The organism is Amycolatopsis sp. NPDC051102 (assembly GCF_040682815.1).
GTDB lineage: Bacteria > Actinomycetota > Actinomycetes > Mycobacteriales > Pseudonocardiaceae > Amycolatopsis.
In genome coordinates, this window is record NZ_JBFBBT010000016.1 from 67,561 (window position 1) to 92,918 (window position 25,358).

Genomic DNA, 25,358 nt, shown 5'->3' on the forward strand with positions numbered 1-25,358 from the left:
TCAGAGGGGGATGTTTCCGTGTTTCCTGGCCGGCAGGGTCTGCCGCTTGGTGCGCAGGGTCCGCAGCGCCCGCGCCACCTGCAGGCGGGTCTGCGACGGTGTGACGACCTGGTCGACGTACCCGCGTTCGGCGGCCAGGTACGGGCCGCCGTGGCGCTTGCGGTACTCCTCGGTGAGCCGGCGGCGGGTCGCCTCCTGCTCCTCCGGCGGCAGGGCGGCCAGCTCGCGCCGGTAGAGCACGCGCACCGCGCCTTCGGCGCCCATCACCGCGATCTCCGCGGTCGGCCAGGCCATCGAGACGTCGGCGCCGAGGTGCTTGGAGCCCATCACCGCGTAGCCGCCGCCGTAGGCCTTCCGGACGACCACGGTCACCTTCGGCACGGTCGCCTCGGAATAGGCGTAGATCAGCTTGGCGCCGCGGCGGATGATCCCGCCGCGTTCCTGGTCGCGGCCCGGCAGGTAGCCGGGGACGTCGGCGAGGGTGAGCAGCGGGATGCCGAAGGCGTCGCAGAAGCGCACGAACCGCGCGGCCTTCTCCGAGGCGTCGATGTCGAGCACGCCGGCCTGGTGCCGCGGCTGGTTCGCCACGACGCCGACCGAGCGGCCCTGGATCCGGGCGAACGCGCAGATCATGTTCGGCGCGAAGGCGCTGTGCACCTCGGTGAACTCGCCGTCGTCGACCAGCGCGGCGATCAGCTCGGTCATGTCGTAGGTCTGGTTCGGCGAGTCGGGCACCAGCCGGTCGAGCTCGAGGTCGGCGGGGGTGAGCACGGGACTGGTGTCGTCGGCGTACTCGGGCCCGGCGTCGAGGTTGTTGGCGGGCAGGTAGCCGAGCAGCGTCTGCACCCACTCGACGGCGTCCTCTTCGTCGACGGCCCGGTGGTGGGCGTTGCCGGCGATCTCGCTCTGCACGGCCGCGCCGCCGAGCTCCTGCGCGGTGACGCGTTCGCCGGTGACGGCGTGCACGACGTCCGGCCCGGTGACGAACATGTGCGACGTCGCGTCGACCATCACGGTGAAGTCGGTGATCGCCGGGGCGTAGACGGCCCCGCCGGCGCACGGGCCCATGATCATCGAGATCTGCGGGATGACGCCGGAGGCGTGCGCGTTGCGGCGGCCGAGTTCGGCGTAGTACGCCAGCGAGACGACGCCTTCCTGGATCCGCGCGCCGCCGGAGTCGTTGATCCCGACGACCGGGCAGCCGATCGTCATGGCCAGGTCCATCAGCTTGAGGACCTTTTCGCCCGACGCCTCGCCCAGGCTGCCGCCGAAGACGCTGAAGTCCTGGGAGAACACACAGACCTGGCGTCCGTCGACGGTACCGTGCCCGGTGACGACGCCGTCGCCCCACGGCCGGTTGGCGTCCATCCCGAACTCGGCGCACCGGTGCCGCGCGAACTGGTCGAGCTCCACGAAGGACCCGGCGTCCAGCAGCAGGCCGATCCGCTCGCGCGCGGTCAGCTTGCCCCGGGCGTGCTGCCGGTCGACGGCCCGCTTTTCGGCGATCCGCACGGCTTCGTCCTGCCGCGCGGCGAGGTCGGCGATCCGGAACGCCGTGGTCGGGGTCAGCTCGTCCATCAGCGCACCACCGCCCCGAGCCGCTCGGCCAGCACCGCCACGTGCGGCGGGTCGATCATCGACACGTGGTCGCCCGGGACGCGCACGACTTCGAGCGCGCCGCAGTGGCCGTCCCAGCCGAGGGTGTCGTCGGTGCGCAGGTACCGCGGGTCCAGTGCGGTGGTGAGCGGGTGCGGTTCCTGCGCGCGCAGCAGCACGACGCGCCCGTCGTACCGAGCCGGCCGGTACCGCTCGGCGACCCGGGCGTCCACATAGGACTCGTACTGGTGCCGCAGGACGCCGGCGCCCATGTCCGGCACGTGTTCGGTCAGCTTGGCGAAGACCCAGCGGATCTGGGCCTCCTCGTCGAGCCTGGCCAGCTCGTCGCGGGGCACCGCGAACGGCACGCCGTAGGTCCGCGAGATGTGCTCGGCGAACCGGTCGAACCGGTCCAGCAGCAGCTCTTCCGCCGGTTTCCCCGGCGCGGGCAGCGGCAGGATGGTGTCGATCAGGAACACGACTTCGGCCCCGCCCAGCAGCCGCGCGGTCTCGTAGGCGAGGCAACCGCCGAACGACCAGCCGCCCAGCCGGTACGGCCCGTCCGGCTGGATCTCCCGGACGAGCCCGGCGTACCGGACCGCCTTGCCCTCCACGGTGTCCTCGTCGTCGAGGCGCTCGAACCCGTACACCGGCGGTCCTTCCGGGAGCGCCCGGACGAGCTCGCGGTACACGCTCGCCGTTCCGCCCGCCGGGTGGAACAGGAACACCGGTTCGCCGACGCCGTCGCGCAGCAGCCGCACCGGGCCGCCGCCGTGGCCTTCGAGTTCCGCGCGCACCAGGTCGGCCATCGCGGCGATCGTGGGTGTCGCGAACAGCCGGTCGGGGACCGCGGCGAGGTGCTCGGTGAACGCGGCCCGCAGCTGCCGGGCGCGTTCGGCGTCCCCGCCGGCGGCGAAGAAGTCCTCGTGCACGCCCGGTTCGGCGCCGCCCAGCACGGCCCGCCAGTGCCGGGCGACCCAGCGTTCGGCGGGGTCCCGCGGTCCGGTCACGACCGGCACGACCGGGGCGGCGGCCCCGAAGCCGGCCTGCTCGGCGAGGTGCCCGGCGAGTTCGGCCAGGCTGGCCCCGCGCAGGAGCAGCGGGATCGGCAGCGGCAGCCCGAAGTCGCGTTCCACCGCGCCCCGGGCCCGCATCGCCGACAGCGAGTCGAGGCCGAGCCGGGTGAGCGGCACGGTGCGGTCGACCTCGGCCAGCCCCAGCAGATCCCCGACGAGCCCGGCCAGGTGGTCGGCGATCGCGGCGCGGGCCACCTCCGGCGGCCCGCCGCGCAGCGCGGCCATACCGTCCCAAGTGGACTGTTCGGCCGGCGGCGAGAAGAGCGTGAAGAACGGCCGCTCCCCCAGCCGCGGGAAGAGTTCCAGCACGGTGCCGGAATCCACGCGGGCGACGCCGGTGGCCGCGCGGTCGCGGGCCAGCACGAAGTCCAGGGCGGCGAGCGCTTCCCCGGTGCCGAGCGGGTCGAGCACCGGGTTGGCCGAGCCGGCCGCGGCACCGGTCTCGCCCCAGGCGCCCCAGCCGATCGTCGCCGCGGGCAGGCCCCGGGCCCGGCGCCACGCGACCAGGGCGTCGGCCCACGCGTTCGCCGTGGCGTACGCGGACTGGCCCGGCGAGCCGAACAGCGCGGCCGCCGACGAGTACACCAGCCACCAGTCGAGATCGTGCCCGGCGGTCGCCTCGTGCAGCCGCCACGCGCCCAGCGCCTTCGGCCGCCAGACGGCGTCGAGCGCGCCGGCGTCGAGGCTGATCGCGGCGCCGTCGGCCAGGACGCCGGCGGCGTGCAGCACCCCGCGCAGCGGCACGCCCCCTTCGACGGCCACCGCGACCAGGGTTTCGGCCGTGCCCGGCGCGGCGATGTCGCCCGGCACCACCCGGACTTCGGCGCCCAGGTCGCCGAGCCCGGGATCGGCGGCGTGCCTGCTGTTGAGCACCAGCCGCGTCGCCCCGCGGCCGGCCAGCCACTTCGCCGCGGCGAGGCCGAGGCCGCCGAGCCCGCCGGTGATGACGTAGGCGCCGTCGCGGACCGGTTCCCGCACCGGCTCGCCGAGGTCCGGGCGAGCCAGGCGCCGTGCGTAGCGGACGCCGTCGCGCCAGGCGACCTCGTCGTCCGGCCCGTCCGCACGGATCTCGTCCCCCAGCCGATCCGCACCGCCCTCGACCAGGCTCGCCCGCAGTTCGGGGTGCTCGAACGCCAGCACGCGCACGAGCCCGCGCAGCGCAGCCACGCCGATATCGCCGTCGCCGGCCAGCCACAACCGCGGTGCCACCGGCAGCTCGGCCAGTTCGGCGACGATCCCGGTCACCGTCTCGACCAGCCGCGCGCCGCGTTCCGGGTCCGGCTCGGCCGCTCCGCCGAGCAGCGCGAGGACCGCCGTCGTGGGTTCGCCGTCGCGCAGCAGCTTCGCGAGCTCGGCGCGGTCGCCGAGCCGGGCGGTCCGGACGTCGTCGCCCGCGACCCCCCGGTCGTCGGCGGACAGCACGATCCAGCGGTGCGCCCGCTCCGGTCCGGCCGGCAGCTCGGCCGGCTGCCAGGCGGCCTCGAACAGCAGCCGCGTCGTCGCCGCGTCGCGGTACGGGCGGCAGTAGACGTCGCGGAACTCGACCAGGACGACGTCGTCGGCGTCGACGAGCTGGACGCTGCCGAGCACCCCGTCACCGGATTCGCCGAGGACGGCGTCCACCCGGACCCCGCGGCGCGGGTCACCGGCGACCACCACCTCGCCCACGCTGAGCGGCAGGTAGAGGGTGTCGGCCTCGCCGACGGCCGCGGCCAGCGCGTGCAGGCAGGCGTCGGCGAGGGCGGGGTGCAGCACGTAGGCGGGGTGGTCGGCCTCGGGCGGCGCGATCGACGCCGACGCGCGGCCGGGCGCGGCGGTCACCCGGCGCAGGCGGCGGAAGGCCGGCCCGTAGGACTGGCCCAGCTCGGCCAGCGCCCGGTAGACGTCGACCGGCTCGCCCGCGGTCTCCCCGAACGGCGCCGAAGGCGTGCCGCCGGTGCCGATCCGGGCGGTGGCGTGCCGGACCCACTGCCCTTGTGCGGTCCTGCTGTGCACGCTCAGCCCGGTCCCGCGCAAGCTCGTCGTCACCTCGGTGTGCTCGCCGAGCGGGAGGAGTTCCTGCAGCTCGAGGTCGTGCACGTGGCGGCCGGGCCCGGCGGCGAGCGCCAGTTCGAGGAAGCCGGTGGCCGGGAACACCGGCTTCCCGGCCACGGTGTGGTCGGCCAGCCACGGCAGCGCGGCGGTACCGGCGTCGCCGCGCCACAGGTGGCCGCCGCCCGGGTCCTCGATGTGCACGCCGAGCAGGGGGTGCGCCCCGCCGCCGCGGACGGTCCGGCGCGGCCAGAACCGTTCGTGCCGCCAGACGGGCCCGGGCAGCTCGACCGGCGGCGTCTGCGGGCGGGCGGCGAGCACGCCGGGCCGGCCGAGGACGTGCAGCCGGGCGAGACTGGTGAGGAACGCGGTCCGCTCGTCGACCCGGCGGCTCGCGGAGGCCAGGCCGAGCGCACCGGACTGCTCGATCGCGGCGAGGGCGACGGGGTGCGGCGAGATTTCGAGGAAGACGCCGTGCCCGTCACCGGCGGCCGCCGCGAGGGCCTGGCTGAACCGCACCGGACGGCGCAGGTTGGCCGCCCAGTAGCCGACGTCGAAGGCGGGTGTCTCCCGCGGATCTTCGAGAACGCTGCTGTAGCAGGGGATTTCCGGCAGCTGCGCGGTGAGCCCGGTGAGCGCGGCGCGGAACCGGCCGAGCACGGGTTCGACGGCGGCGGAGTGCCCGGCGCCGCCGACGGCCAGCCGCCGGGCGAGCCGCCCGAGGCGTTCGGCGTGCGCGACGACGGCTTCGACCGGCTCGGCGGCCCCGCTGATGGTGCACTGCGTCGGCGAGGCGTACACGGCGATGGTGACGTCGGGGAACTCGGCCAGTTCGGCGGCGGAGAGTTCGACGACGGCCATCGCCCCGCCACCCCGCGCATCGACTTCGGCGAGCAGCCGCGCCCGGGCGGCCATGACCTTCAGGCCGGCGGTCACGTCGAGAGCCCCGGCCACCACGGCGGCGGCCACCTCACCCATGGAGTGCCCGAGCACGGCGGCGGGCGTGACGCCGTGCGCCCGCCAGAGGGCGGCGAGGGCGAGCTGCATCCCGAAGAGGGCCAGCTGGGTCGCGGCGAGGTCGGGAAGTTCCTGGTGGAGAGCATCGCGCAGCGAGAACCCGGCTTCGGCCCGGAAGACGGGATCGAGCGCCTCGATTTCGGCGCGGAAGGCGGGCTCGGCCTCGAACAGGCGGCGGCCCATGCCGGACCATTGAGAGCCGTACCCGGAGAACACGAAGACGGGATCGGCCGGGACATCGCCGAGCTCGCGCGCCGAACCGCCGGCCGTCGCCCGAGGCGCACTCACCACGCCGATGCCGCCCGCCGCTCCCCCGGCGGTTTCCCGCCCGGCCGCAAGCTCGCGCAGCCCCTCCACCACGTCATCCCGGCTCTCGGCGACCACCGCACCGCGGACCGGCAGGTGCTCCCGCCGGTGCGCCAGCGTCGCCGCCACCGCGTCGAGGGGGGCCTCGCGCTCGGCCAGCCAGTCCGCCAGCTCCGCCGCCCGGGCCCGCAGCGCCTCCGCCGACCGGGCCGAGAGCGCGAACACCTGCGGGCCGCCCGCGCCGCCCCGCGGCGGAAACGACGCCGCCGGCCACTCCTCGAGCACGACGTGTGCGTTGGTGCCGCCGAAGCCGAACGCCGACACCCCGGCCCGTGCCGTCCCGGAATACCGGGGCCAGTCCGTGCCCGCGGCGACCACGCGCAGCCCCGTGAAGTCGATGTGCGGGTTCGGCTCGCGGAAGTGCAGGCTCGGCGGCAGCCGCCGGTGCGTCATCGCCAGCACCACCTTGAGCAGGCCGGTGATCCCGGCCGCCCCTTCTAGATGCCCCAGGTTGCTCTTCACCGACCCCAGCAGCAAGGGGCGACCGGGTTCGCGCGCCCCGAGCACCGCCGCGAGGGCCCCCGCCTCCATCGGGTCGCCCAGTGGCGTCCCGGTCCCGTGCGCCTCGACGTAGTCCACGGAGGACGGATCGACACCCGCCGCGGAGTACGCGTCGCGCAGCAGGGCCACCTGGGCGTCCGGGTTCGGGGCCGTCAGGCCGTTGGAGCGGCCGTCGGAGTTCACCGCGCTGCCGCGGATCACCGCCAGCACCCGGTCCCCCCGCGCCGCCCGCAGCGGCTTCAGCACGACGGCACCGCAGCCCTCGCCGCGGACGATCCCATCGGCGCCGGCGTCGAACGGCTTGCACCGACCGTCCGCGGCGAGCACGCCCGCCCGCTGGAACCCGGCGGTGATGCCGGGCGACAGCACCACGTTCACCCCGGCCACCAGCGCGAGCTCGCTCTCGCCACGACGCAGGCTCTGCACCGCCTGGTGCACCGCGACCAGCGACGACGAACACGCGGTGTCGAGGGTGAGGCTGGGCCCGCGCAGGTCGAGCAGGTACGACAGCCGGTTCGCGGCGATGCTCGCCGCCGCGCCCGTGCCGGACCAGACGTCGACGCCCGCGACGTCGGTCATCGTCAGGGAGCCGTACTCCGTGGCCGACATCCCGACGAACACCCCGGTGCGGCTGCCGCGCAGCCCGGACGGCGGGATCCCGGCGTGCTCCAGCGCCGCCCACACGACCTCCAGGAGGATCCGCTGCTGCGGGTCCATCGCCTCGGCCTCGCCCGGGGTAATGCCGAAGAACGCCGCGTCGAACCCGGCGACGTCGTCGAGGAACCCGCCGCGCGCGGGCACGCCGGCGAGGTCTTCGGCCGGGGCGAAGGTCTCCCAACGGCCCTCGGGGACGTCGCCGATGCCGTCGCCCCCGGCGTCGAGAAAGCGCCAGAACGCCTCCGGCGACTCGATCCCGCCCGGCAGGCGGCAGCCGAGGCCGACGATCGCGATCGGCTCCCCGTCCTCCGGCAGGGGCACATAGGACGCCGTGATGTCCACATCGGACAAGTGTTCGGCGAGCGCGGTGATCGTCGGGTACTGCCACACCAGCGTCGGGGCCAGCGGACGGCCGACGAACCGGCCGAGGTCGGCCGCCAGGCTCGTCGCGTCCCGTGAGGACAGCCCGGTTTCGTGCAGCGGCCGGTCCGGGTCGACGTCGCCGATCCGGGCGGTCAGCCAGGCGCGGATCGCCGCCGCGTCGGGGGCGCTCATCCGAGCCGCCGGGCGGTGAACGCACCGTCCAGATAGGACTGCCGGCAGCGGGCCCTGCTGATCTTGCCGCTGGAGGTGCGGGGCACCTCGCCCGGCGTCAGGAAGACGACGTCGTGCAGGCGCAGGCCGTGTCCCGTCGACACCGCCGCCCGCAGCGCCGATGTCGCCGCGGCGACGTCGGCTTCGGTGTCCTTCGCGCGTTCGAGGACGACGACCGCGGCTTCGCCGTCCCCGGCGCCGACGGCGAAGGCCGCCGCCGAGTGCGACCGGACGGCCGGGTGTTCCTCGACGGTCTGCTCGATGTCCTGCGGGTAGTGGTTGCGGCCGTCGACGACGACCAGGTCCTTCAGCCGGCCGGTGACGAACAGCTCGTCCTCGAAGACCACGCCGAGGTCGCCGGTGGCCAGCCAGCCTTCGCCGGTGTCCGGATCGAGCGGTGGCAGGCCGAAGGTCGCCGCCGACGTTTCGGGGCGTCCCCAGTAGCCGCGGCCGACGTTCGGGCCGCTGACCCGGATTTCGCCGACCTCGCCCGGCCCGGCGGGCTCGCCGGTCACCGGGTCGGCGATCCGCACCCGCTGCCCGGCCGGGCGGCCGCACGAGACGAGCGTGGTGGCGGACGCGCCGGGCACGGCCGGCACGGCGTGTCCGGCGGCGAGCCGGTCGCGGTCGAACGTGACCTGCCGGGGCGTTTTCCCCGCGTCCGTGACGGAGACCAGGACGGTCGCCTCGGCCAGGCCGTACGACGACCGGTGCACCTCCGGCCGCAGCCCGCATCCGGCGAAGGCGTCCTGGAACTTCGCGATCGTGGCCGGCAGCACCGGTTCGCTGCCGTTGATCAGCGAGACGACCCGGCTGAGCTCCAGGTAGATCTTTTCCGCGTCCGTCACGCGGGAAGCGCAGTAGGCGTAGGCGAAATTGGGGGCCGCGCTGATCGCGCCGGGGCTCGCGGACAGCGCCCGCAGCCAGCGCGCGGGTCGTTCGAGGAACGCCAGGGGGTCCATCAGGACCGACTCCAGCCCGCCGGCCATCGGCGCGCCGATGCCGAGGATCAGTCCCATGTCGTGGAACAGCGGCAGCCAGCTGACCGTCGACGTCGTCCCGCTCTCGGCACCGTAGGCCGCGCACGCCTGGCGGGCGTTGGCGAGCACGTTGCGGTGGGTCAGCACGACCCCGGCCGGCGAGCGCGTGGACCCGGACGTGTACTGCAGGTAGGCCGGGGCGTCGGGATCGGGCTCGGGCCAGTCGCGGGTGCCGGCCGGTGGCACGGTGTCGACGGCGACCACGACCGGATCGACGGCCGAACCGGCGAGGAACCCGGTGACGGCGTCCTGTTCCCCGGCCGTGGTCAGCACGACCCGCGGGCCGCAGTCGGCGAGCGCCGCGGCCAGCCGCCCCGCGTGCCCGGGCAGGCCGGGTGCGAACAGCGGCACGGCGACCAGCCCCGCCCGGAGCGCGCCGAGGAAGGCGACGACGTAGTCGGCGGACTGCCCGGCCAGCACGGCCGCGCGCGCTCCCGGACCGGCCACTTCGGACAGTCGCGCCGCGACGGCGTCGACCCGCTCGTCGAGCTGGCGCCAGGTCAGCGAGACCGCCCGGCCGTCCGCGCCGTCGCGGTGGTCCAGGTGGGTCACGGCGATCCGGTCGCCGAGCCGGCGCGCCCAGTCCCCCAGCAGGGTCGCGAACGACTCGCCGGTGACGGCGGGGGCACCGGTGACGGGAACCGGCTGGGAAATGGTTTCCATGCGTCCTCGCAGAGAGCGTTTACCGGCGCAGTGAATAGCCGCGCGCGGGCGGTTGTCAACGGATCGATCCCGGATACTCATCGGGAAACGGGTTAGGGGACAGCACGTTTGTCACGCGGCGACGAGGTGACGGCCGGCCGGTCCCGCAACACGCGGACGGCCAGCAGCGCGCCGGCGAGCGTCAGCCCGGCCGCGGTGAGCAACCCGGCGGTGTAGCCGCCGGCCAGCGCCGCCCCTTCCGGCGCACCGGAAGCCAGCCGCGCGCCCCGCACCGACGTCAGCACCGCACCGATCAGCGCGACGCCGAGCGCGCTCGACAGCTCCCTGGCCGCGGTGAGCAGCCCCGACGCGGTGCCGGAATACCGCTCCGCCACCACGTCGAGCGCGTGCGAGGTCATCGGGACGGTGAAGGCCGAGCCCGCGCCGATCAGGACCATGCCCGGCACCCGCGGCCACAGCTGCGGGACGTCGTTCACCGCGGCGAGCGCGAGCAGCCCGGCCCCGACCACCGCCAGCCCGGCCGCGACCGTCCGATGTGGACCGGCCCGGGCGGTGACCGCCGGCACCAGCGGGGTCGCGGCCACCACCGCGACCGCGACCAGCACCAGCGGCAGCCCGGCGCCGACCGGGCCGAGCCCGAGGAATTCCTGGTGCAGCAACGGCGTGAAGAAGAAGATCCCGGAGATCCCCAGTCCCCACAGCAGCTGCAGGCCGAGTGAGCCCGCGAACACGCGGTTCCCGGTCAGCGCCGCCGGGACGAGCCGCTCCCGCGCCCGCCGTTCCCGGACGGCGAACCCGGCGCCGAGCAGGACGCCCGCGGCGAGCAACGGCTGCGCGATCCGCGGTTCGGCCAGCGCGGTGGTGAGCAGCACCAGGCTCGCCGTCACCGCGGCCATCGCCAGGAGCGGCGGCGCCCGGGTGCCGCCGGTCCGGCCGGGCGGCGCGGTCGAGGGCAGCAGCACGAGCATCGCCGCCACGAACGGGAGGTTGACGAAGAAGATCCAGCCCCAGCCGAGGTATTCGCTGAGCAGCCCGCCGAGCGCCGGGCCGAGGGCCAGCGCCGCCGCGAGGCACGCCGTCCACACCGCCGCGCCGAGCGTCCGCCCCCGCGCGTCGAGGTTGGAGCGCAGCAGGCTCAGCAGGCCCGGCACCAGAAACGCGGCCGCGATGCCCTGCAGCACGCGGGCGGCGACCAGCAGCCACAGCGTCCCGGCGAGGCCGCCCGCGGCGGCTCCGGCGCCGAACGTGAGCAGCGCGGCCGTCAGTGTCCGGCGCCGGCCCCAGCGGTCCACCAGCGTGCCCGCGACCAGCAGCAACCCGGCGAACGGCAGCATGTAGCCGAGCGCGATCCACTGCATCGCCCCGAGGTCGAGCGCGAGGTCGCGGGCGATCGACGGCGCCCCGGCCGCGACGATCGTGTTGTCCAGCGTGGTGACGAACGCGCCCAAGGCGAGCACGGTCAACGTCCGCCGCCTCACCGGACGCTCCCCACCGGCTCGCGGACGGCCACGGCCCGCCGTCCCGGGAACCACCAGTTCGCCGCGCCCAGCCGGCTCATCACCGCCGGGACGAGCACGCACCGGACCACGACCGCGTCGAGCAGCACGGCGACCGTCAGCCCGACGCCCGCCTCGCGCACCACCCGGGCGTCCACGAAGGCGAACGACACGAACACCAGCGCCATGATCAGCGCGGCGGCGGTGATGGTCCGGCCGGTTGCGGCGACGCCGTCGACGATGGCCGGCCGCGTGTCGCCGTGGCGGCGCCATGCTTCCTGGATGCGGGCGATGAGGAAGACCTCGTAGTCCATCGACAACCCGAACAGCCCGGCGAACAGGAAGACGGGCAGGTACGGCTCGATCGGGCCGCCGAAGGCGAACACCACCGCGCCGGTCGTCGCGGCCGCCGTCAGCAGGTTCATCACCGCCGCCGTCAGCGGGATCAGCACGCTGCGGAACACCCAGGCGAGCAGCAGCACGGAAATCCCGACGACCGAGGCGAGGAACAGCGGCAGCCGCCCGGTGATCGCCGCCGAGAAGTCCGCGCGGGCCGCGACGACGCCGCCGACGTGCGTGCCCGGCCCGGCGATGACGTCGGCCATCACCCGCGTCGAGTTCAGCAGCGCCGTGGTGGCCGGGTCGTCCGGTGCCGTCCGCGGCACGACCGTGAGCAGCCAGCCGCCGCTCGGCAGCGTGGTGGGCGAGCCGACGTCGGCGCTCGCGAGCAGCGCTTCCCGCAGCATGCCCACCGAGGCGCCGCCGGTTCCGGTCACCAGCAGCGGGGCGTCCGCGCCCGGGCCGAAGCCCTCCGCCAGCAGGGTGGCGGCGGTCCGTGTGACGCTGCCGGGCGGGTCGAGCGCGGCGTCCGGCACACCGAGGCGCAGGCCGGTCGCCGGCAGCGCGAGCACGGCCACGACCAGCAGCGCGGCGAGGGTGTACGGGCCGGGCCGCGCGGTGACCGCACGCGCCACCCGGGCCCAGCGGCCGTCCCCGCCGTCCGGTCGCGGGCGCATCCGGCGGGCGGCCGGCCGCAGCAGCGCGGGCAGCAGGGTGAGCGCGGCGAACGCGGTCAGCAGCACCGAAACCGCGGCCGCCACCGCGATCCCGGCCAGGAACGGCAGGCCGACGGTGAACATCCCGGCCAGCGAGACGCACACCGTGACGCCGGCGAAGACCACGCTGCGGCCGGAGGTCGCCGCCGCCACGGCCAGCGCCGCCGCCGGCTCGGCGCCTTCGCCGCGGCTCTGCCGGAACCGGGTGAGCACGAACAGCGCGTAGTCGACGCCGACGCCGAGCCCGAGCAGCGCGGCGATCTCGGTGCTGATCTTCGGCACGGTCATGACGTGCGACAACAGCGTCACCGCGGCCAGGGCGCAGCCGACCGAGACGGACGCGGTGAGGATCGGCAGCAGGACGCCGGTCACCGAGCCGAAGGCCACCAGCAGCACCAGGGCCGCGGCGAGCAGGCCGATCCCGGCGTTGCCCAGGTCCGGCGCGGCGGCCGTCATCGCGGCGAGCTCGCCGGAGGCCCCCGCGGTGAGACCGGCGGCACCGCGGACGACGGCGGCGAACGCGTCGGCCGCCGGCTGCCCGAGTTCCGCGGCCGGGGCGTCGAACCGCACGGTGAGCACCGCGGTGCGCCGGTCGGCGGACACCTCGCCGGGCGGCGGGGCGACGGACACGACGTGCGGCAGGGCCGCCAGGCGGGCGGCGAGCGCGTCGAGCCGGGCGCGGCCCGGGCCGCTGTCGACCGGCCCGTCCGGCGCGCGGACGACGACCCGTTCCGCGGCACCGGTCGCGCCCAGCAGGCGCGCCGCCGCGGTGCTGTCCGCGGCGGGCAGTTCCACCGCGTCGCGGAAGGCCGCGCCGGTGTGCAGCGCGGCGGAACCGAGCCCGCCGAGTGCCACCAGCCAGAGCGCGGCGACGACGCCGGCGCGGCGGAAGCACCAGGAAACGAGCGCCCTCATCGGTGTTCTCCTCCCGCGTGCCGGTTGATCACGCTAACAACCAGCAGGGGCGGGAAGATACCGTCCCGGTTCACAAATCGGATCGCGGAAACCTTTGCCGCGATGAGTGTTCCGGCCTTTGTCGGGCAGGTGACAATTCCCGGTGCGGCCGTTGGTCCCGGGGTGACAGAACCCGATCCGGCGGCAGGGGTGGCGGTTGCCAAGTCCGTTCCCGTGTGAGTACATGGCGTCCGCGCCGACGGCGGCGCGGACTTCCCACGCGGTGCGGCAAGGGGTGTGTGCCATGACCGGGACGATCACGCAGGCGGCGATCCCGCACCCGCGGGGCACCGGCCGGGCGCGGCAGCTGTGGTGCTCGCTGCCGACGGAACTCGCCCGGCGGTTCCGCCCGCACGCCGACCCGATCGCCCGGCGGATCCTCGAAGAGGTCCAGCACGCCGTGCCGGAGTACGCCAAGCCCCTCGAAGGGGAATTCGGCAAGATGATCGTGTTGGCGATCGAGCAGGCCGTGCTCAGCTGCATCGACAGCATCGGCGATCCGGTGTCCACACCGGACACCTGGGCGAAGTTGTTCGTGGAGGTGGGAAAGCGCGTCCACCACGACGGCGGCAGCCTCAACTCCTTGCAGGCCGCCTACCGCGCGGGCGGCCGCGCGGCGTGGCGGTACGTGGCCGAACTGGGCCAGGCCCACCGCTTCCCGGCGGCCGTGCTGTGCGTCGGCGCCGAAGCCATTTTCGCCTACGTGGAGGAGATTTCGTCGTACTCGGTCGAGGGGTACACGCTGGCGCAGGCGATGGCGACGGGCACGCTCGAGCGGCGCCGCCGCCGGTTGTTCGAGCTGCTGCTCGCCACCCCGCCGTCGTCCCCGGCCACGCTGGCGACGATGGCCAAGGCCGCGCAGTGGCCGATCCCGGACCGGGTCGTCGTCGTCGCACTCGACCCGCGGGCCGGGCAGCAGCCGCCGCCGACTCCGCAGCTCGCCGGCGACGTGCTGCTCGACCTCGAAGGTCCCGAGCCGTGCCTGCTCACCCCGAACCCGGACCGCGACCTGCGCGGCCTCGAAGGCCGCCTGCCGGGCTGGCGCGCGGCGGTCGGCCCCCGGGTCCGCCCGGCCGACGCGGCGACGTCGCTGCGCTGGGCCCGCCGCACGCTCGACCTGGTCCGCCGCGGCCTGGCCGGCGACCACCCGGTCACGCACACCGCCGACCACCTGGCGACGCACTGGCTGCTCGCCGACCGGTTCCTGCTGGACGAGCTGTCGGCGAAAGCGCTCGCTCCGCTGGCCGGCCTGACGGTGAAGCAGCGGACCCGGCTGGCCGAGACGCTGCTGAGCTGGCTGGAGCACAACGGGAACACACCGGAGATCGCCCAGGCGCTGGGGATCCACCCGCAGACGGTCCGCTACCGGGTGAGCCAGCTGGGCGAGCTGTTCGGCGACCACCTCGCCGACCCGGCGAAACGGCTGGAGATCCAGATGGCGCTGTCCGCCCACCGGCTGCTGGGCACCCCGGCCGAGCGCGCTTGACCGCACGGGACACCCGACTCTAGGGTTTCCCGAAGCTGTTAGCGCTAACAGCCGGTTGGAGGAGCTGCCGATGCCCGCACCCGAACTCACCCGGGAGTTCTTCGGCCGCGCCGACGGCACGGACGTCCACCGGTACACCCTGAGCCGTCCCGGCGGCCTGACCGTGCGCATCCTCGACTACGGCGGTGTCATCCAGTCGCTGGAGGCGCCGGACCGCGCCGGCCGGCCGGGCAACGTCGTCCTCGGCTTCCCGGACCTCGCCGGGTACGTCGCCAACAACCGGCCCGGGGCGGACCGGGTCTTCCTCGGCGCGGTGATCGGCCGGTTCGCCAACCGGATCGCCGGCGGCACCTTCACCCTCGACGGCGTCCAGCACCGGGTGCCCCTCAACAACGGCAAGAACAGCCTGCACGGCGGCCCCGCCGGGTTCGACACGCGGGTCTGGTCGGCGACGGAGATCCGCGACGCCGACGGCGTGGCACTGCGGCTCACCCTGGTCAGCCCGGACGGCGACCAGGGCTACCCCGGCCGGCTCGACACCGAGGTCACCTACCGCGTCGACCACCGCGACCGGCTGCGCATCACCTACCGCGCGACCACCGACGCGCCCACGGTCGTCAACCTGACCAACCACACCTACTGGAACCTGGCCGGCGAAGGCACCGGCGACGTCCACGAGCAGTGGCTGGAGCTCGCCGCGAGCCGCTACTGCCCCACCGGCGACGACCTGATCCCGGCCGGCGCGCCTGTTCCGGTCGAGGGCACGCCGTTCGACTTCCGCCGGGCGGCCCCGATCGGCGCCCGGCTCGGCGAGCCGGACCCGCAGCTGCTGATCGGGCACGGCTACGACCACAACTGGGTGCTCGACGGCGGCTCGCCGGTCGCCGCCCGCGCGTGGGACCCGGCGTCGGGCCGGCTGCTGACCGTGCAGACGACCGAGCCGGGCCTGCAGTTCTACTCGGGCAACTACCTCACCGCCGACCTGACCGGCACGAGCGGCCGCCCGTACCACCGCGGCGCGGGCTTCGCGCTGGAGGCGCAGCACTTCCCGGACTCCCCGAACCGCCCGGACTTCCCCGGCACGGTCCTCCGGCCGGGCGAGGTCTACCACCAGGAGACGGTGTACGCCCTGGCCACGGCGGACGGGCCACCGGCGCCCTGAGCGGCCCGCGCCGATACGCTCGGCGATCATGGAAGACCTTTCCGCCGTCGCCGCCGACCTCGCGCCCACGGGCACCCTGCGCGCCGCCGTCAACCTGGGCAACCCGGTGCTCGCCCACGGCACGCCGGACGAGCCCGGCGGCGTCACCGTCGACATCGCGCGCGAAGTGGCCGCGCGGCTCGGCGTGCCGGTGGAGCTCGGCTGCTTCGACGCGGCCCGGAAGTCGTTCGAGGCGCTGACCTCGGGCGCGGCCGACCTCTGCTTCCTGGCGATCGAGCCCGCCCGCGCGGCCGAGGTGGCGTTCACCGCGCCGTACGTCCTCATCGAAGGCGTCTACGTCGTGGCGCAGGACTCGCCGTTCACGTCACCGGCCGACGTCGACCGGCCGGGCGTCCGCGTCGGCGTGAAGCAGGGCTCGGCTTACGACCTGTACCTGACGCGGACGCTGCGGCAGGCGACGATCGTGCGCGGCGAGGACGGCGTCACGGCGTTCGAGACGCAGGGACTCGAGGTCGCGGCCGGGATCCGGCAGCCGATGACCGCCTACACCGCGGCCCACCCGGGGACCCGGGTGCTCCCCGAACGTTTCATGGAGATCCGGCAGGCGGTGGGCACCACCCCGGACCGCCGTCCGGAGACGATCGCGTTCCTGCGCGAACTGGTCGAGGAGCTGAAGGCGGACGGGTTCGTCGCCGACGCCCTGCGCCGCGCGAACCAGCCGGACGCCACGGTCGCGCCGCCGGCCTGAGGGCGTCACCGGCCGGTCACGCCGTCGATCAGCTCGCGGCCGACGTCCAGGTGCCCGGCGTGCCGGGCGAAGTTCTGCAGCAGGTGGAACAGGACCCATGCGAACGTCGGGTGTTCTTCGGCGCCCCCGCGGCGGACCGTGCGGACGGCCCGGCCGTCCAGCGGGGTCACCGCGGCGAGCCGGGCGCAGTTCTCCCGCTCGGCCAGGAAGAAGGCCGTGATGTCGGCGGCGGACTCCGCCGGGGCGACGAACCACTCCTGTTCGGCGGTCTTCGGCCAGGTGAAGTCGACGTCCTCGCCGGCGAACAGGTACCGGATCCAGAAGCGTTCGGTGCAGGCGAGGTGCTTGACCATACCCAGCGGCGTCCACCCCGACGGCAGCACGCTGCGGCGGAGGTCGCGGTCGGCGAGGCCGGCGAGCTTGCGCAGCACGGCGGTGGCGTTGTGGTCGAGGTAGCCCAGCAGCAAGGCGCGCGGATCGGCCAGGATGGGCGGGGGTTCGGGAGTCTCGGCCATGATCGAAAAGCTACTGGGCGGCCGTCCGGAACGCGCGCCACGTCGGGGTGATCCGCCTCAGGTCAGCCGGGGCAGCACCTGCGTGCGCCAGGCTTCGAAGAACGCGTCCTGGTCCGGCCCGATCTGCTGGACGTACACCTCGTCGAACCCGGCGTCGGCGAACTCGCGGACGGCTTCGACGTGCCGGTCGGCGTCCGGGCCGCACGGGAACTGCTCCCGGACCATGTCCTCGGTCACCAGGCTCGCCGCGGCGGCGTAGTCGGCGGGGGTCGGCAGCGTCGAGGGCAGCTTGCCGGGCAGCAGTTCGTTGCGCCACCGCTCGTGCGCGGTGCGGACCCCTTCGGCCTCGGAGCCGGCCCAGCACACCTTCAGCCCGCCCTGCACCGGCCGGTCGCCACCGCCGGCCTCGCGGTACTTCCGGACCAGGCCGGCGTCCGGCGTGACGGTGCAGAAGCCGTCCCCGGCACGGGCGGCCAGCTCGGTGGCTTCGGGACCGAACGCGGAGACGTAGATGGGGATCGGCTCGTCGGGCAGGGTGTAGAGCCGCGCGTGGTCGACGGTGTAGTACTGCCCGCGGTGGTTGACCTCCTCGCCGCTGTGCAGGGCGCGGATGACGTCGATGGCCTCTTCGAGCATCTCGAGCCGCACCTGCGGCGGCGGCCACGCCTGCCCGGTGACGTGCTCGTTGAGCGCTTCCCCGGTCCCGACCCCGAGCACGAACCGCCCCTCGCACTGCACGGCGGCGGTGGCGGCGGCCTGCGCGATCACGGCGGGGTGCATCCGCACGATCGGACAGGTCACGGCGGTCGAGATCGGCAAGGAGGTGACTTCGCTGAGCGCCCCGATCACCGACCACACGAACGGGCTGTTCCCCTGTTCGTCGAGCCAGGGGTGGAAGTGGTCGGAAATCCACAGCCGTTCGAACCCGGCGGCCTCGGCGAGCCGGGCCTGCCGGACCAGCTCACGCGGGGAGAACTCTTCGGAGGACAGGAAGTAACCGACACTCACCATGCCCTCCGGCTACCACGGCGGTGACGGCCGAAACCCCGGGTAACTCGTTCGCGGAGGACGTGACAGTTCCAGGACAACGCCGCCCGGCCGCGCCCGGCCCGGGATGATGGCGGGGTGACGAACTCCGCTTCGGGCCGGTTCACCGGGCCGGTGCTCCAGGTCGGGACGGTACGGGGTGACGTGCACGTCGGCGCGTCCGGTCCGGTGCGCAGCCACTACCTGATCCGCGTCGAATCCCTCGCACCCCCGAGCCTGCTCGATCGCGAAGACGAACTCGCCGAGCTGGCCCGGTTCTGCACCTCCCCGGCCACCGAGGGGAGATACGCCTGGTGGCAGGCCGACGCCTGGTCGGGGAAGTCCGCGCTGCTGACCACTTTCGTGCTGAACCCGCCACCTGGGGCCCGGCTCGTCGCGTTCTTCATCACCTCGAGCCAGCCCGGCCAGAGCGATCGCCGCTCGTTCGTCGACAACGTGCTCGAACAGCTCTGCGCGGTCCGCGGCACCCCGCTTCCCCCGTCGACGGAGTCGACCCGCGAGGCCCAGCTGCGGGGCCTGCTCGCCGAGGTGGCGCAGGACTGCCGCCGCCGCGGGGAGCAGTTCGCGCTCGTCGTGGACGGCCTGGACGAGGACCTGGGCCGGGACGGCAGCCCGGACGCCCACAGCATCGCGGCCCTGCTCCCGGCGCACCCGCCGGCCGGGATGCGCGTGATCGTGTCCGGCCGCAGCAGCCCCCCGCTACCGGCCGACGTCCCCGACCACCACCCCCTGCGCGACCCGGCGGTCATCCGCCGGCTCGCCCCGTCCGAAAAGGCCCGCGCCGTGCGTGATGTGCAAGAACGCGACCTGAAACGGCTCCTCCGCGGGTCCGCGGCCGAGCAGGACATGCTGGGCCTCCTCACCGCGGCGGCCGGCGGCCTCACCACGGCCGACCTGGCCGAGCTGACCGGCACGTCGGAGTGGGAGATCGAGGACCGCCTGAGCACCGCGACGGGCCGCAGCTTCGCCCGCCGTCCGCCGGAGCGTCCCGGGCTCGCGGACGTCCACGTCCTGGCCCACGAACAGCTCCAGGCCACGGCCCGGGCGATGCTGGGCGCCCGGCTGGCGGGCTACCGGCAGCGTCTGCACGACTGGGCCGACGGTTACGCCGCCCGGGGATGGCCACCGGAGACGCCCGAATACCTGGTCCGGGGGTATTTCGCGGTGCTGCTGGCGGAACTGGATCTGGCGCGCATGCTGGCGTGCGCGACGGACCCGCGCCGCCACCGTCTCGCCCTGGTCCGCGTGGGCGGCGACGGTGCCGCGCTGGGCGAGATCCGGGCGACGCAGAACCTGGTCCTGGCGTCGGCGCAACCGGACCTGGTCGCGCTGGCCCGGCTCGCGGTCCACCGCGTGCACCTGCTCCGCAGCAACAGCAAGCTGCCAACGGGTTTGCCGTCGGGATGGGCCTTCCTCGGCCGGCTGGACAAGGCGGAAGCGATGATCGACGCCATCCGGCTGCCGCACGACCGCATCCGGGCCCTGATCGCCACCGCGGACGTTTGCCGCGGCGAAGGACACCCACGCCACGCGGCGAGCTTGCTGGACCGGGCGGAGGAACAAGCGGCGACGTTCAACCAGTTCTGGGGCGCTGGTCCGATCGTTTCACTTGTCAGGGCCGCCGGGCGGGCCGGCGATCACGACCGCGCAAAACGCGTGGCCGCGCTCATCGAAGACACTGCCCATCGAGCAGAAGCACTCGCGCTGCTGGCGGTTGCTGCCGCGGCGAAAGCGCCGGACCGGGCGAACGCGCTTTTGACCGAAGCCGAACAGCTGCTTGAAGGCACCGAGGCGCACGGGCGAGCTCAGGCGTGGGGCGCGATGGCCGTGGCCGCGGCCCAGTTGGATCGGCCTGCCGTGACCGAGCACTGGCTGGCGCAGGCGGAGACCGCGCTCTCGGCGGACCGCCTCGCCGGCAGGTCCACCTACCCGGGCCCGGTGGCGGCGGCCGCCGCCCAGGCCGGTGCCGACGAGCTTGCCCTGCGGCTGCTGGACACTCTGGCCGACCCGGACCTGCGTGAGGAATGGCTGGCATCGGTCATCCGGATCACGGCCAGGCGGGACAGCCACCGCGCCGAAGCCATCGCCCGGATGACGTCGGAGCCGCTGGTGCTGAGCGTCAGGCTCGCGGAGGTTGCCTGGTCGATCGGCAAGGAAGATCCGGCCACGTCGACCCGCCTGACGGCCGAAGCACTGGATATCGCCCAGGCGACGGCGGAGCCCGCCCGGCGCCGGGAAGCGCTGATCGAGATCGCTTCGGCGATCGCGGAAACCGGAGACCCGCAGCAGGCGGTGACGATCGCCCGCGAGTACGCCGAACAAGGCCGGGACGCGGGCGCGGTGTTCTCCGTGGCGGCTGCCCTCCTCCGGAACCGCAAGCCGGACGAAGGCGCCGAAGTCCTCCGCCTGACCGAGAGAGTGGCCCGCGGGACCGTCGGCGAGGACGACCAGCGCATTTCCGTGCTCTGGATCAGCACTATGGCCGACCACGGGGATTTCGACCGGGCGGAACACCAAGCCGCTCTGCTCACCGATCCCACGGCCCGAGCGTCCGCGTGGGCCGCCATCACCGAAGCCGCGGTGGCAGCCGGCGAACTCGACCGCGCCGAGCGGGCACTGTCCCAGGTGGCCGACCCGGCCCGGGAGTGGCGCCCACGGCAGGACGTGATCCGGGCTGCTCTGGCCGCCGGCCTCCCGGAACGCGCGCGGGCCGTTGCCCGGAACGCGGACCACCCCCGGGCCCGCGCGGGCGCGGTCCTGCTGGTGGCCCGGGACACGCGTGACGGGGGCCTGCTCGACGAGGCCGGGCAGCTCGTCGAGGCGCTCGCCGATCCACTCGAAACGATGAGCGGCTTACTCGGGATGATCGCGGTCACGGCGGGTTGGGGTGACCGCGCCCGCACGCACGACCTGATCGGCCGGCTCGAGGTCGTCGCCCGAGCGATCGAGGAAAACCTCGACGGCGAATCCAAAACGGTGGCCACGAAGGTACGACAGGTGCTGAAGCTGTGCTCCACCCGGATCCGGAGCCTGACCGAGGTCAGCCAGAGCGCCTCCGACACGGGAACAATTCTGCGGGACCTGCGATACGACACTCCCACCTCCGGGCTCCCCGGCCGCTTCCACGGACCTCGTACCCACGGCCTGCCACCCGAGCAAGCACTGCTGAAGGAGCTGACCGAGGGCGACTGGGCCTACGTCGTCGAAGACCTGGTCGGCCGCTGCCCCGACGCCTACCCGGCCATCATCGCCGAACTCGACGCGCTGACCACCGGCTGAGCACTCATCGCCCGCCGGTTGCCACCGTCAACGATGCGACATTGCGCCTTCTCGACGGTCGCAACGAGTGCTACGTTCCACGGAGGGGGCAGGTCGAGAAAGCGGGGCTGCGATGAGGCTCACTCCCAGCGCTCACATCGACTCGTTCTGCCGCGACCGGCTGCCGCCGGCCGAGCAGTGGCCGCGGCTCGTCTTCGATCTGCCCGAACTGCGCTACCCCGAGCGGCTCAACGCCGCGACGGTGTTGCTCGACGACACCGCCGCCCGGCTCGGCCCCGACCGGCCCTGCCTGCGCTCGCCGCACGAGACGTGGACCTACGCCGACGTCCTGGCGCGCGCCAACCGGATCGCGCACGTCCTCACGGCCGAACTCGGCGTCGTGCCCGGCAACCGCGTGCTGCTGCGCGGCAGCAACACGCCGTGGCTCGCGGCGTGCTGGCTCGGCGTCCTCAAGGCCGGGGCCGTCGCCGTCACGACGATGCCGATGCTGCGCCGCGGCGAGCTCGACAAGATCATCGAACGCGCGCGGCCCACGGTCGCCCTGTGCGACGAGCGCCTGCTCGACGAACTGCCGCCCGGGCTGCCCGTGGTGCCCTACGGCACCGAACTGGCCGGACGGTGCGCGCGCCACCCGGCGACCTTCGCCGACGTCGCGACCGCGGCCGACGACGTCGCCCTGCTCGCCTTCACCTCCGGCACCACCGGGACGCCGAAGGCCACCATGCACTTCCACCGCGACCTGCTCGCCATCGCCGACACCTTCTCCCGGCACGTGCTGCGCCCCACCGCCGACGACGTCTTCTGCGGCACCCCGCCGCTGGCCTTCACCTTCGGCCTGGGCGGACTGCTGGTGTTCCCGCTGCACGCCGGCGCGTCGGTGCTGCTGCTGGAACGCGCGACCCCCGAGGAGCTGGCGTCGGTCGTCGCCGAGCAGGCGGTGACGGTGCTGTTCACCGCGCCCACCGCCTACCGCGCGATCCTCGGCGCCGGCGACGGGCCCCTCCTGGCCGGTGTCCGCCGCGCGGTCTCGGCCGGGGAAGCGCTGCCCGCCGCCGTCGCCGAGCAGTACCGCGAGGTCGCCGGACGGCCGCTCATCGACGGCATCGGCAGCACGGAGATGCTGCACGTGTTCATCTCCGCCGCCGACGACGACGTGCGCCCCGGCCGGACCGGCAAGGTGGTGCCCGGCTTCCGCGCCGCCGTCCTGGACTTCGACGGCCGTCCGGCGCCGGACGGCACGCCCGGCCTGCTCGCGGTCCAGGGCCCCACCGGCTGCCGCTACCTGGGCGACCCCCGGCAGACCGACTACGTCCGCGACGGCTGGAACATCACGGGCGACACCTACGTCCGCGAACCCGACGGCTACTTCCGGTTCGTGGCGCGCAGCGACGACATGATCGTCTCTTCCGGTTACAACATCGCCGCTCCCGAGGTCGAAGAAGTGCTGCTGAGCCACCCGGACGTCGACGAGTGCGCGGTGGCCGGCACACCCGACCCGGACCGGGGTGCGGTCGTGACCGCCTTCGTCGTGCTGCGGCCCGGCGTCACCCCGGGCCCGGACGTCGTGCACGCCCTGCAGGAGCACGCCAAAGCCGTTGCCGCGCCGTACAAGTACCCGCGCCGGGTGCGGTTCCTGGACGCGCTGCCGCGCAACGCCAGCGGCAAGCTGCAGCGGTACCTGCTGCGCGAGCGCTGACAGGGGTGACAGGGGTGACGGGCCCGCTGCCGAGGTGGAGTGGCGGTGGACCCGTCACGTCTGTGGGGTGCCGGGGACATGCCACAAGATTAGCCGAAGATTCGAACACATGTTCACGGGCATTCGAGTGGAATCCGACTACGAAAAGTCACCACAAGCCCCGCGTTCTCCGCCACAGCAACACTTCCGAGTGACACAAAGTCCACAGTGGACACTCCGAGACCACCACATACGCACCGCCACCGGCGCCCAGGACGTCGTCACGGAGATCCACGACGACAGCACGCGGAGCCACGCCGGGACGCACGCAGCCCACGCCGTCAACGGCAAAACTCCTGACACCGCCCTGACCTGCGCCGGGGGACCATCACCCGGGCGCGCCGCCGAGGCGGTGACAGACCCCGTGACCCGACCCCATAAAGTCTTCGCGCAGCCATCCGGAGGTGAACGCCCGCGTGCCCGAGGTCGACTACTACGAGGTGCTCGGCATCCGCCGGGGCGCCACGGCGGCCGACGTCAAGACGGCCTACCGCCGGCTGGCCAAGACCATGCACCCGGACGGCGGCGGCACGGTCGGCACGTTCCGGCTGCTGCGCGAGGCCTACGACGTCCTGAGCGACCCCGTCGCGCGCGCCCGCTACGACGCCGGCGGCGCGACCGTGGTGCCCGTGCCGGTCCGGCCGCGCCCCCGGCGGCGCTTCGGCGACGAGCCCGGCTTCGTCCCCGACCTGCCCGAACTCGACGCCGAAGACCTGAGCTGGTGGCACTTCGCCGGCGAGGACACCCGGATGCGGCACGGCCGCCGCCGCGGGCCGGGGCACACGCCGGTGGTCGTCGCGGTGGCCGGGATGGTGCTCGTGCTGCTGCCCCTGGTCACCGGGGTCGGGTTCAGCACGCCGGTGCTCATCGTCTGGCTGCTGCTCACCGCCGGCACGGCGCTGCTGGTCCAGCGGCTGGCGCGCGGGTACCTGCGGGCCGCGAAGGCCCGCGAGGCGTACGCCGAGGAGTTCGGCGGCCGCACGGTGTTCGGCGCGCCGGGCACCGAACGCGACGAGCTGGCCGAGCGGCTCACGGCCGACCTGCTCGAGGGCTACCTGACCCGGCTGCCCGGCGCCCGGATCTTCCACGGCCTCGCGTGGCCCGGTTCGGTGTTCGCCGACGTGGACCACGCGGTGCTGTGCGGCAAGCGGCTGGTGCTGATCGAGTCGAAGCTGTGGCTGCCCGGCCACTACGAGACGGCCGACGACGGCCGGCTGCTGCGCAACGGCAGGCCCTTCCGCGGCGGCGGCAGCCGGCTCGCCGAAAGCCTGGCCGCGTACCGCGAGCTGCTGCCGGAGGTGGCGCTGCGCGGGGTGATGATCGTGTACCCCAGCCGCAGCGGCGACCTGACCACGGCCGATCCCGGCGAGCTGCCCGTGGCGCCGATGACGCCGGAGGAGTTCCTGCACGAGGTCGGCGCATGGCTGGCCGCCGATCCGTCCACTGTGGACCACGAGACGCTGCGCACGATGCGCGACCAGGTCGTCGGCGGAGGCGGCCGGGCCGCGTGAGGCCCCACCGCATGCGGTCCCGCGAACGGGGGACGATCCGGCTGAGCAGCCCCCGGTTTCCCACGCTACGCGGGGGTACCGACAGTTTCGGTGTCTTCCCGCAACCGGCTTCGACGGGCTCCGCGGGCAGCGAAGGCGGCCCCGGCGCGATGAGCACCGGCGGCAGCGCACCGAAGACCGGCCGGCCCGGATGACTCCCGCCGCCACCCTGGCCACCGTCCTCCTGGCCTACCTCCCGGCCGCGATCTCCCCCGGCCCCAACTTCGTCCTCATCGCGCACACCGCCGCGGCCGGCAGCCGGCGGGCCGCGGTCGCCGTCGCGCTCGGTGTCGTCGCCGCGGGTGGGTTGCTGGCCGCCGTCGCCGTGTTCGGGCTGGGTGCCCTGCTCGCGCGGGCACCGTGGCTCGCCACCGCGCTGCGGATCGGCTGCGGCGCCTACCTGGCCTGGCTCGGCGTCCGCCTGTGGCTGACCGCGAAGGCTCCCGAAACCGCTCCGCCCGACGCCCGCGGCAACGCATTCCGCCGCGGCGTCTTCAGCAACCTCACCAATCCCAAGGCCGCCGCGTTCTTCGGCAGCGTCCTCACCGCGGCGCTCCCGCCGACCGAACCCACCGCCGTCAAGGCCGCCGCGGTCGTGCTGATCGTCGCCGCCTCGGCCGGCTGGCACCTGAGCGTCGCCCTGCTGTTCTCCTCCCCCGCCACCCAGCGCTGGTACACCCGCGCGAAACCGGCCCTGAACCGCGTCGTGGGCACGATCCTCGCCGTCCTGGGCGTCACCCTGGCCACAACGCCGTGAAGGCCTCCCCGCGCGAGCGAGGAGGCCTTCACG

14 protein-coding genes are annotated in these 25,358 nt (G+C 74.4%); 7 read left to right on the plus strand and 7 right to left on the minus strand.

Going from position 1 to position 25,358, the window contains the following annotated elements; genetic code table 11:
* The 5 genes from AB0M93_RS33865 to AB0M93_RS33885 all read right to left on the minus strand — a co-directional run bounded on the left by AB0M93_RS33865 (position 1) and on the right by AB0M93_RS33885 (position 13,007).
* On the minus strand, positions 1-1,578 hold the full coding sequence (locus AB0M93_RS33865; RefSeq protein ID WP_364281241.1) for an acyl-CoA carboxylase subunit beta: 1,578 nt from the start codon (positions 1,576-1,578) through the stop codon (positions 1-3).
* Positions 1,578-7,799: a beta-ketoacyl synthase N-terminal-like domain-containing protein gene (locus AB0M93_RS33870; protein ID WP_364281244.1), complete on the minus strand. Its 6,222-nt coding sequence runs from the start codon at positions 7,797-7,799 to the stop codon at positions 1,578-1,580. Before AB0M93_RS33870 ends, AB0M93_RS33865 begins: the two co-directional genes overlap by 1 nt.
* Entirely contained in the window at positions 7,796-9,541 is a 1,746-nt protein-coding gene (locus AB0M93_RS33875; protein ID WP_364281247.1) for a fatty acyl-AMP ligase, read from the minus strand. The genes AB0M93_RS33870 and AB0M93_RS33875 overlap by 4 nt, the downstream gene beginning before the upstream one ends.
* A gap of 92 nt (positions 9,542-9,633) precedes the next feature.
* On the minus strand, positions 9,634-11,019 hold the full coding sequence (locus tag AB0M93_RS33880; RefSeq protein WP_364281249.1) for an MFS transporter: 1,386 nt from the start codon (positions 11,017-11,019) through the stop codon (positions 9,634-9,636).
* A complete protein-coding gene (locus AB0M93_RS33885; RefSeq protein ID WP_364281252.1) occupies positions 11,016-13,007 on the minus strand; it encodes an MMPL family transporter in 1,992 nt (663 codons plus the stop codon). Before AB0M93_RS33885 ends, AB0M93_RS33880 begins: the two co-directional genes overlap by 4 nt.
* Positions 13,008-13,290: 283 nt before the next feature.
* Between AB0M93_RS33885 and AB0M93_RS33890 the strand changes: the two genes are divergently transcribed.
* The 3 genes from AB0M93_RS33890 to AB0M93_RS33900 all read left to right on the plus strand — a co-directional run bounded on the left by AB0M93_RS33890 (position 13,291) and on the right by AB0M93_RS33900 (position 16,442).
* Positions 13,291-14,532 carry a helix-turn-helix domain-containing protein gene (locus tag AB0M93_RS33890; RefSeq protein ID WP_364281254.1) on the plus strand — a complete coding sequence of 414 codons (1,242 nt, stop codon included), beginning with the start codon at positions 13,291-13,293 and terminating at the stop codon, positions 14,530-14,532.
* 70 nt (positions 14,533-14,602) lie between these two features.
* A complete protein-coding gene (locus tag AB0M93_RS33895) occupies positions 14,603-15,694 on the plus strand; it encodes an aldose epimerase family protein (RefSeq protein WP_364281257.1) in 1,092 nt (363 codons plus the stop codon).
* Between the two features lie 28 nt (positions 15,695-15,722).
* Entirely contained in the window at positions 15,723-16,442 is a 720-nt protein-coding gene (locus AB0M93_RS33900; protein WP_364281260.1) for a transporter substrate-binding domain-containing protein, read from the plus strand.
* Positions 16,443-16,447: 5 nt separating this feature from the next.
* Here the strand turns inward: AB0M93_RS33900 and AB0M93_RS33905 are convergent, their stop codons facing one another.
* The gene (locus AB0M93_RS33905; protein WP_364281263.1) at positions 16,448-16,957 is read right to left on the minus strand and encodes a DinB family protein; all 510 of its coding nucleotides are present in this window, start codon (positions 16,955-16,957) and stop codon (positions 16,448-16,450) included.
* Positions 16,958-17,014: 57 nt separating this feature from the next.
* On the minus strand, positions 17,015-17,968 hold the full coding sequence (locus tag AB0M93_RS33910) for a TIGR03557 family F420-dependent LLM class oxidoreductase (RefSeq protein WP_364281265.1): 954 nt from the start codon (positions 17,966-17,968) through the stop codon (positions 17,015-17,017).
* 114 nt (positions 17,969-18,082) lie between these two features.
* Between AB0M93_RS33910 and AB0M93_RS33915 the strand changes: the two genes are divergently transcribed.
* From AB0M93_RS33915 to AB0M93_RS33930, 4 genes are all read left to right on the plus strand, one after another.
* On the plus strand, positions 18,083-21,283 hold the full coding sequence (locus AB0M93_RS33915) for a hypothetical protein (RefSeq protein ID WP_364281268.1): 3,201 nt from the start codon (positions 18,083-18,085) through the stop codon (positions 21,281-21,283).
* A 112-nt stretch (positions 21,284-21,395) separates the two neighbouring features.
* The gene (locus tag AB0M93_RS33920; protein WP_364281271.1) at positions 21,396-22,979 is read left to right on the plus strand and encodes an AMP-binding protein; all 1,584 of its coding nucleotides are present in this window, start codon (positions 21,396-21,398) and stop codon (positions 22,977-22,979) included.
* A gap of 455 nt (positions 22,980-23,434) precedes the next feature.
* Positions 23,435-24,529 (plus strand): DnaJ domain-containing protein, encoded by a 1,095-nt coding sequence (locus AB0M93_RS33925; protein WP_364281274.1) that lies wholly within the window; start codon positions 23,435-23,437, stop codon positions 24,527-24,529.
* A gap of 190 nt (positions 24,530-24,719) precedes the next feature.
* On the plus strand, positions 24,720-25,325 hold the full coding sequence (locus AB0M93_RS33930; protein WP_364281277.1) for a LysE family transporter: 606 nt from the start codon (positions 24,720-24,722) through the stop codon (positions 25,323-25,325).
* The last annotated feature ends 33 nt before the right edge of the window (positions 25,326-25,358 follow it).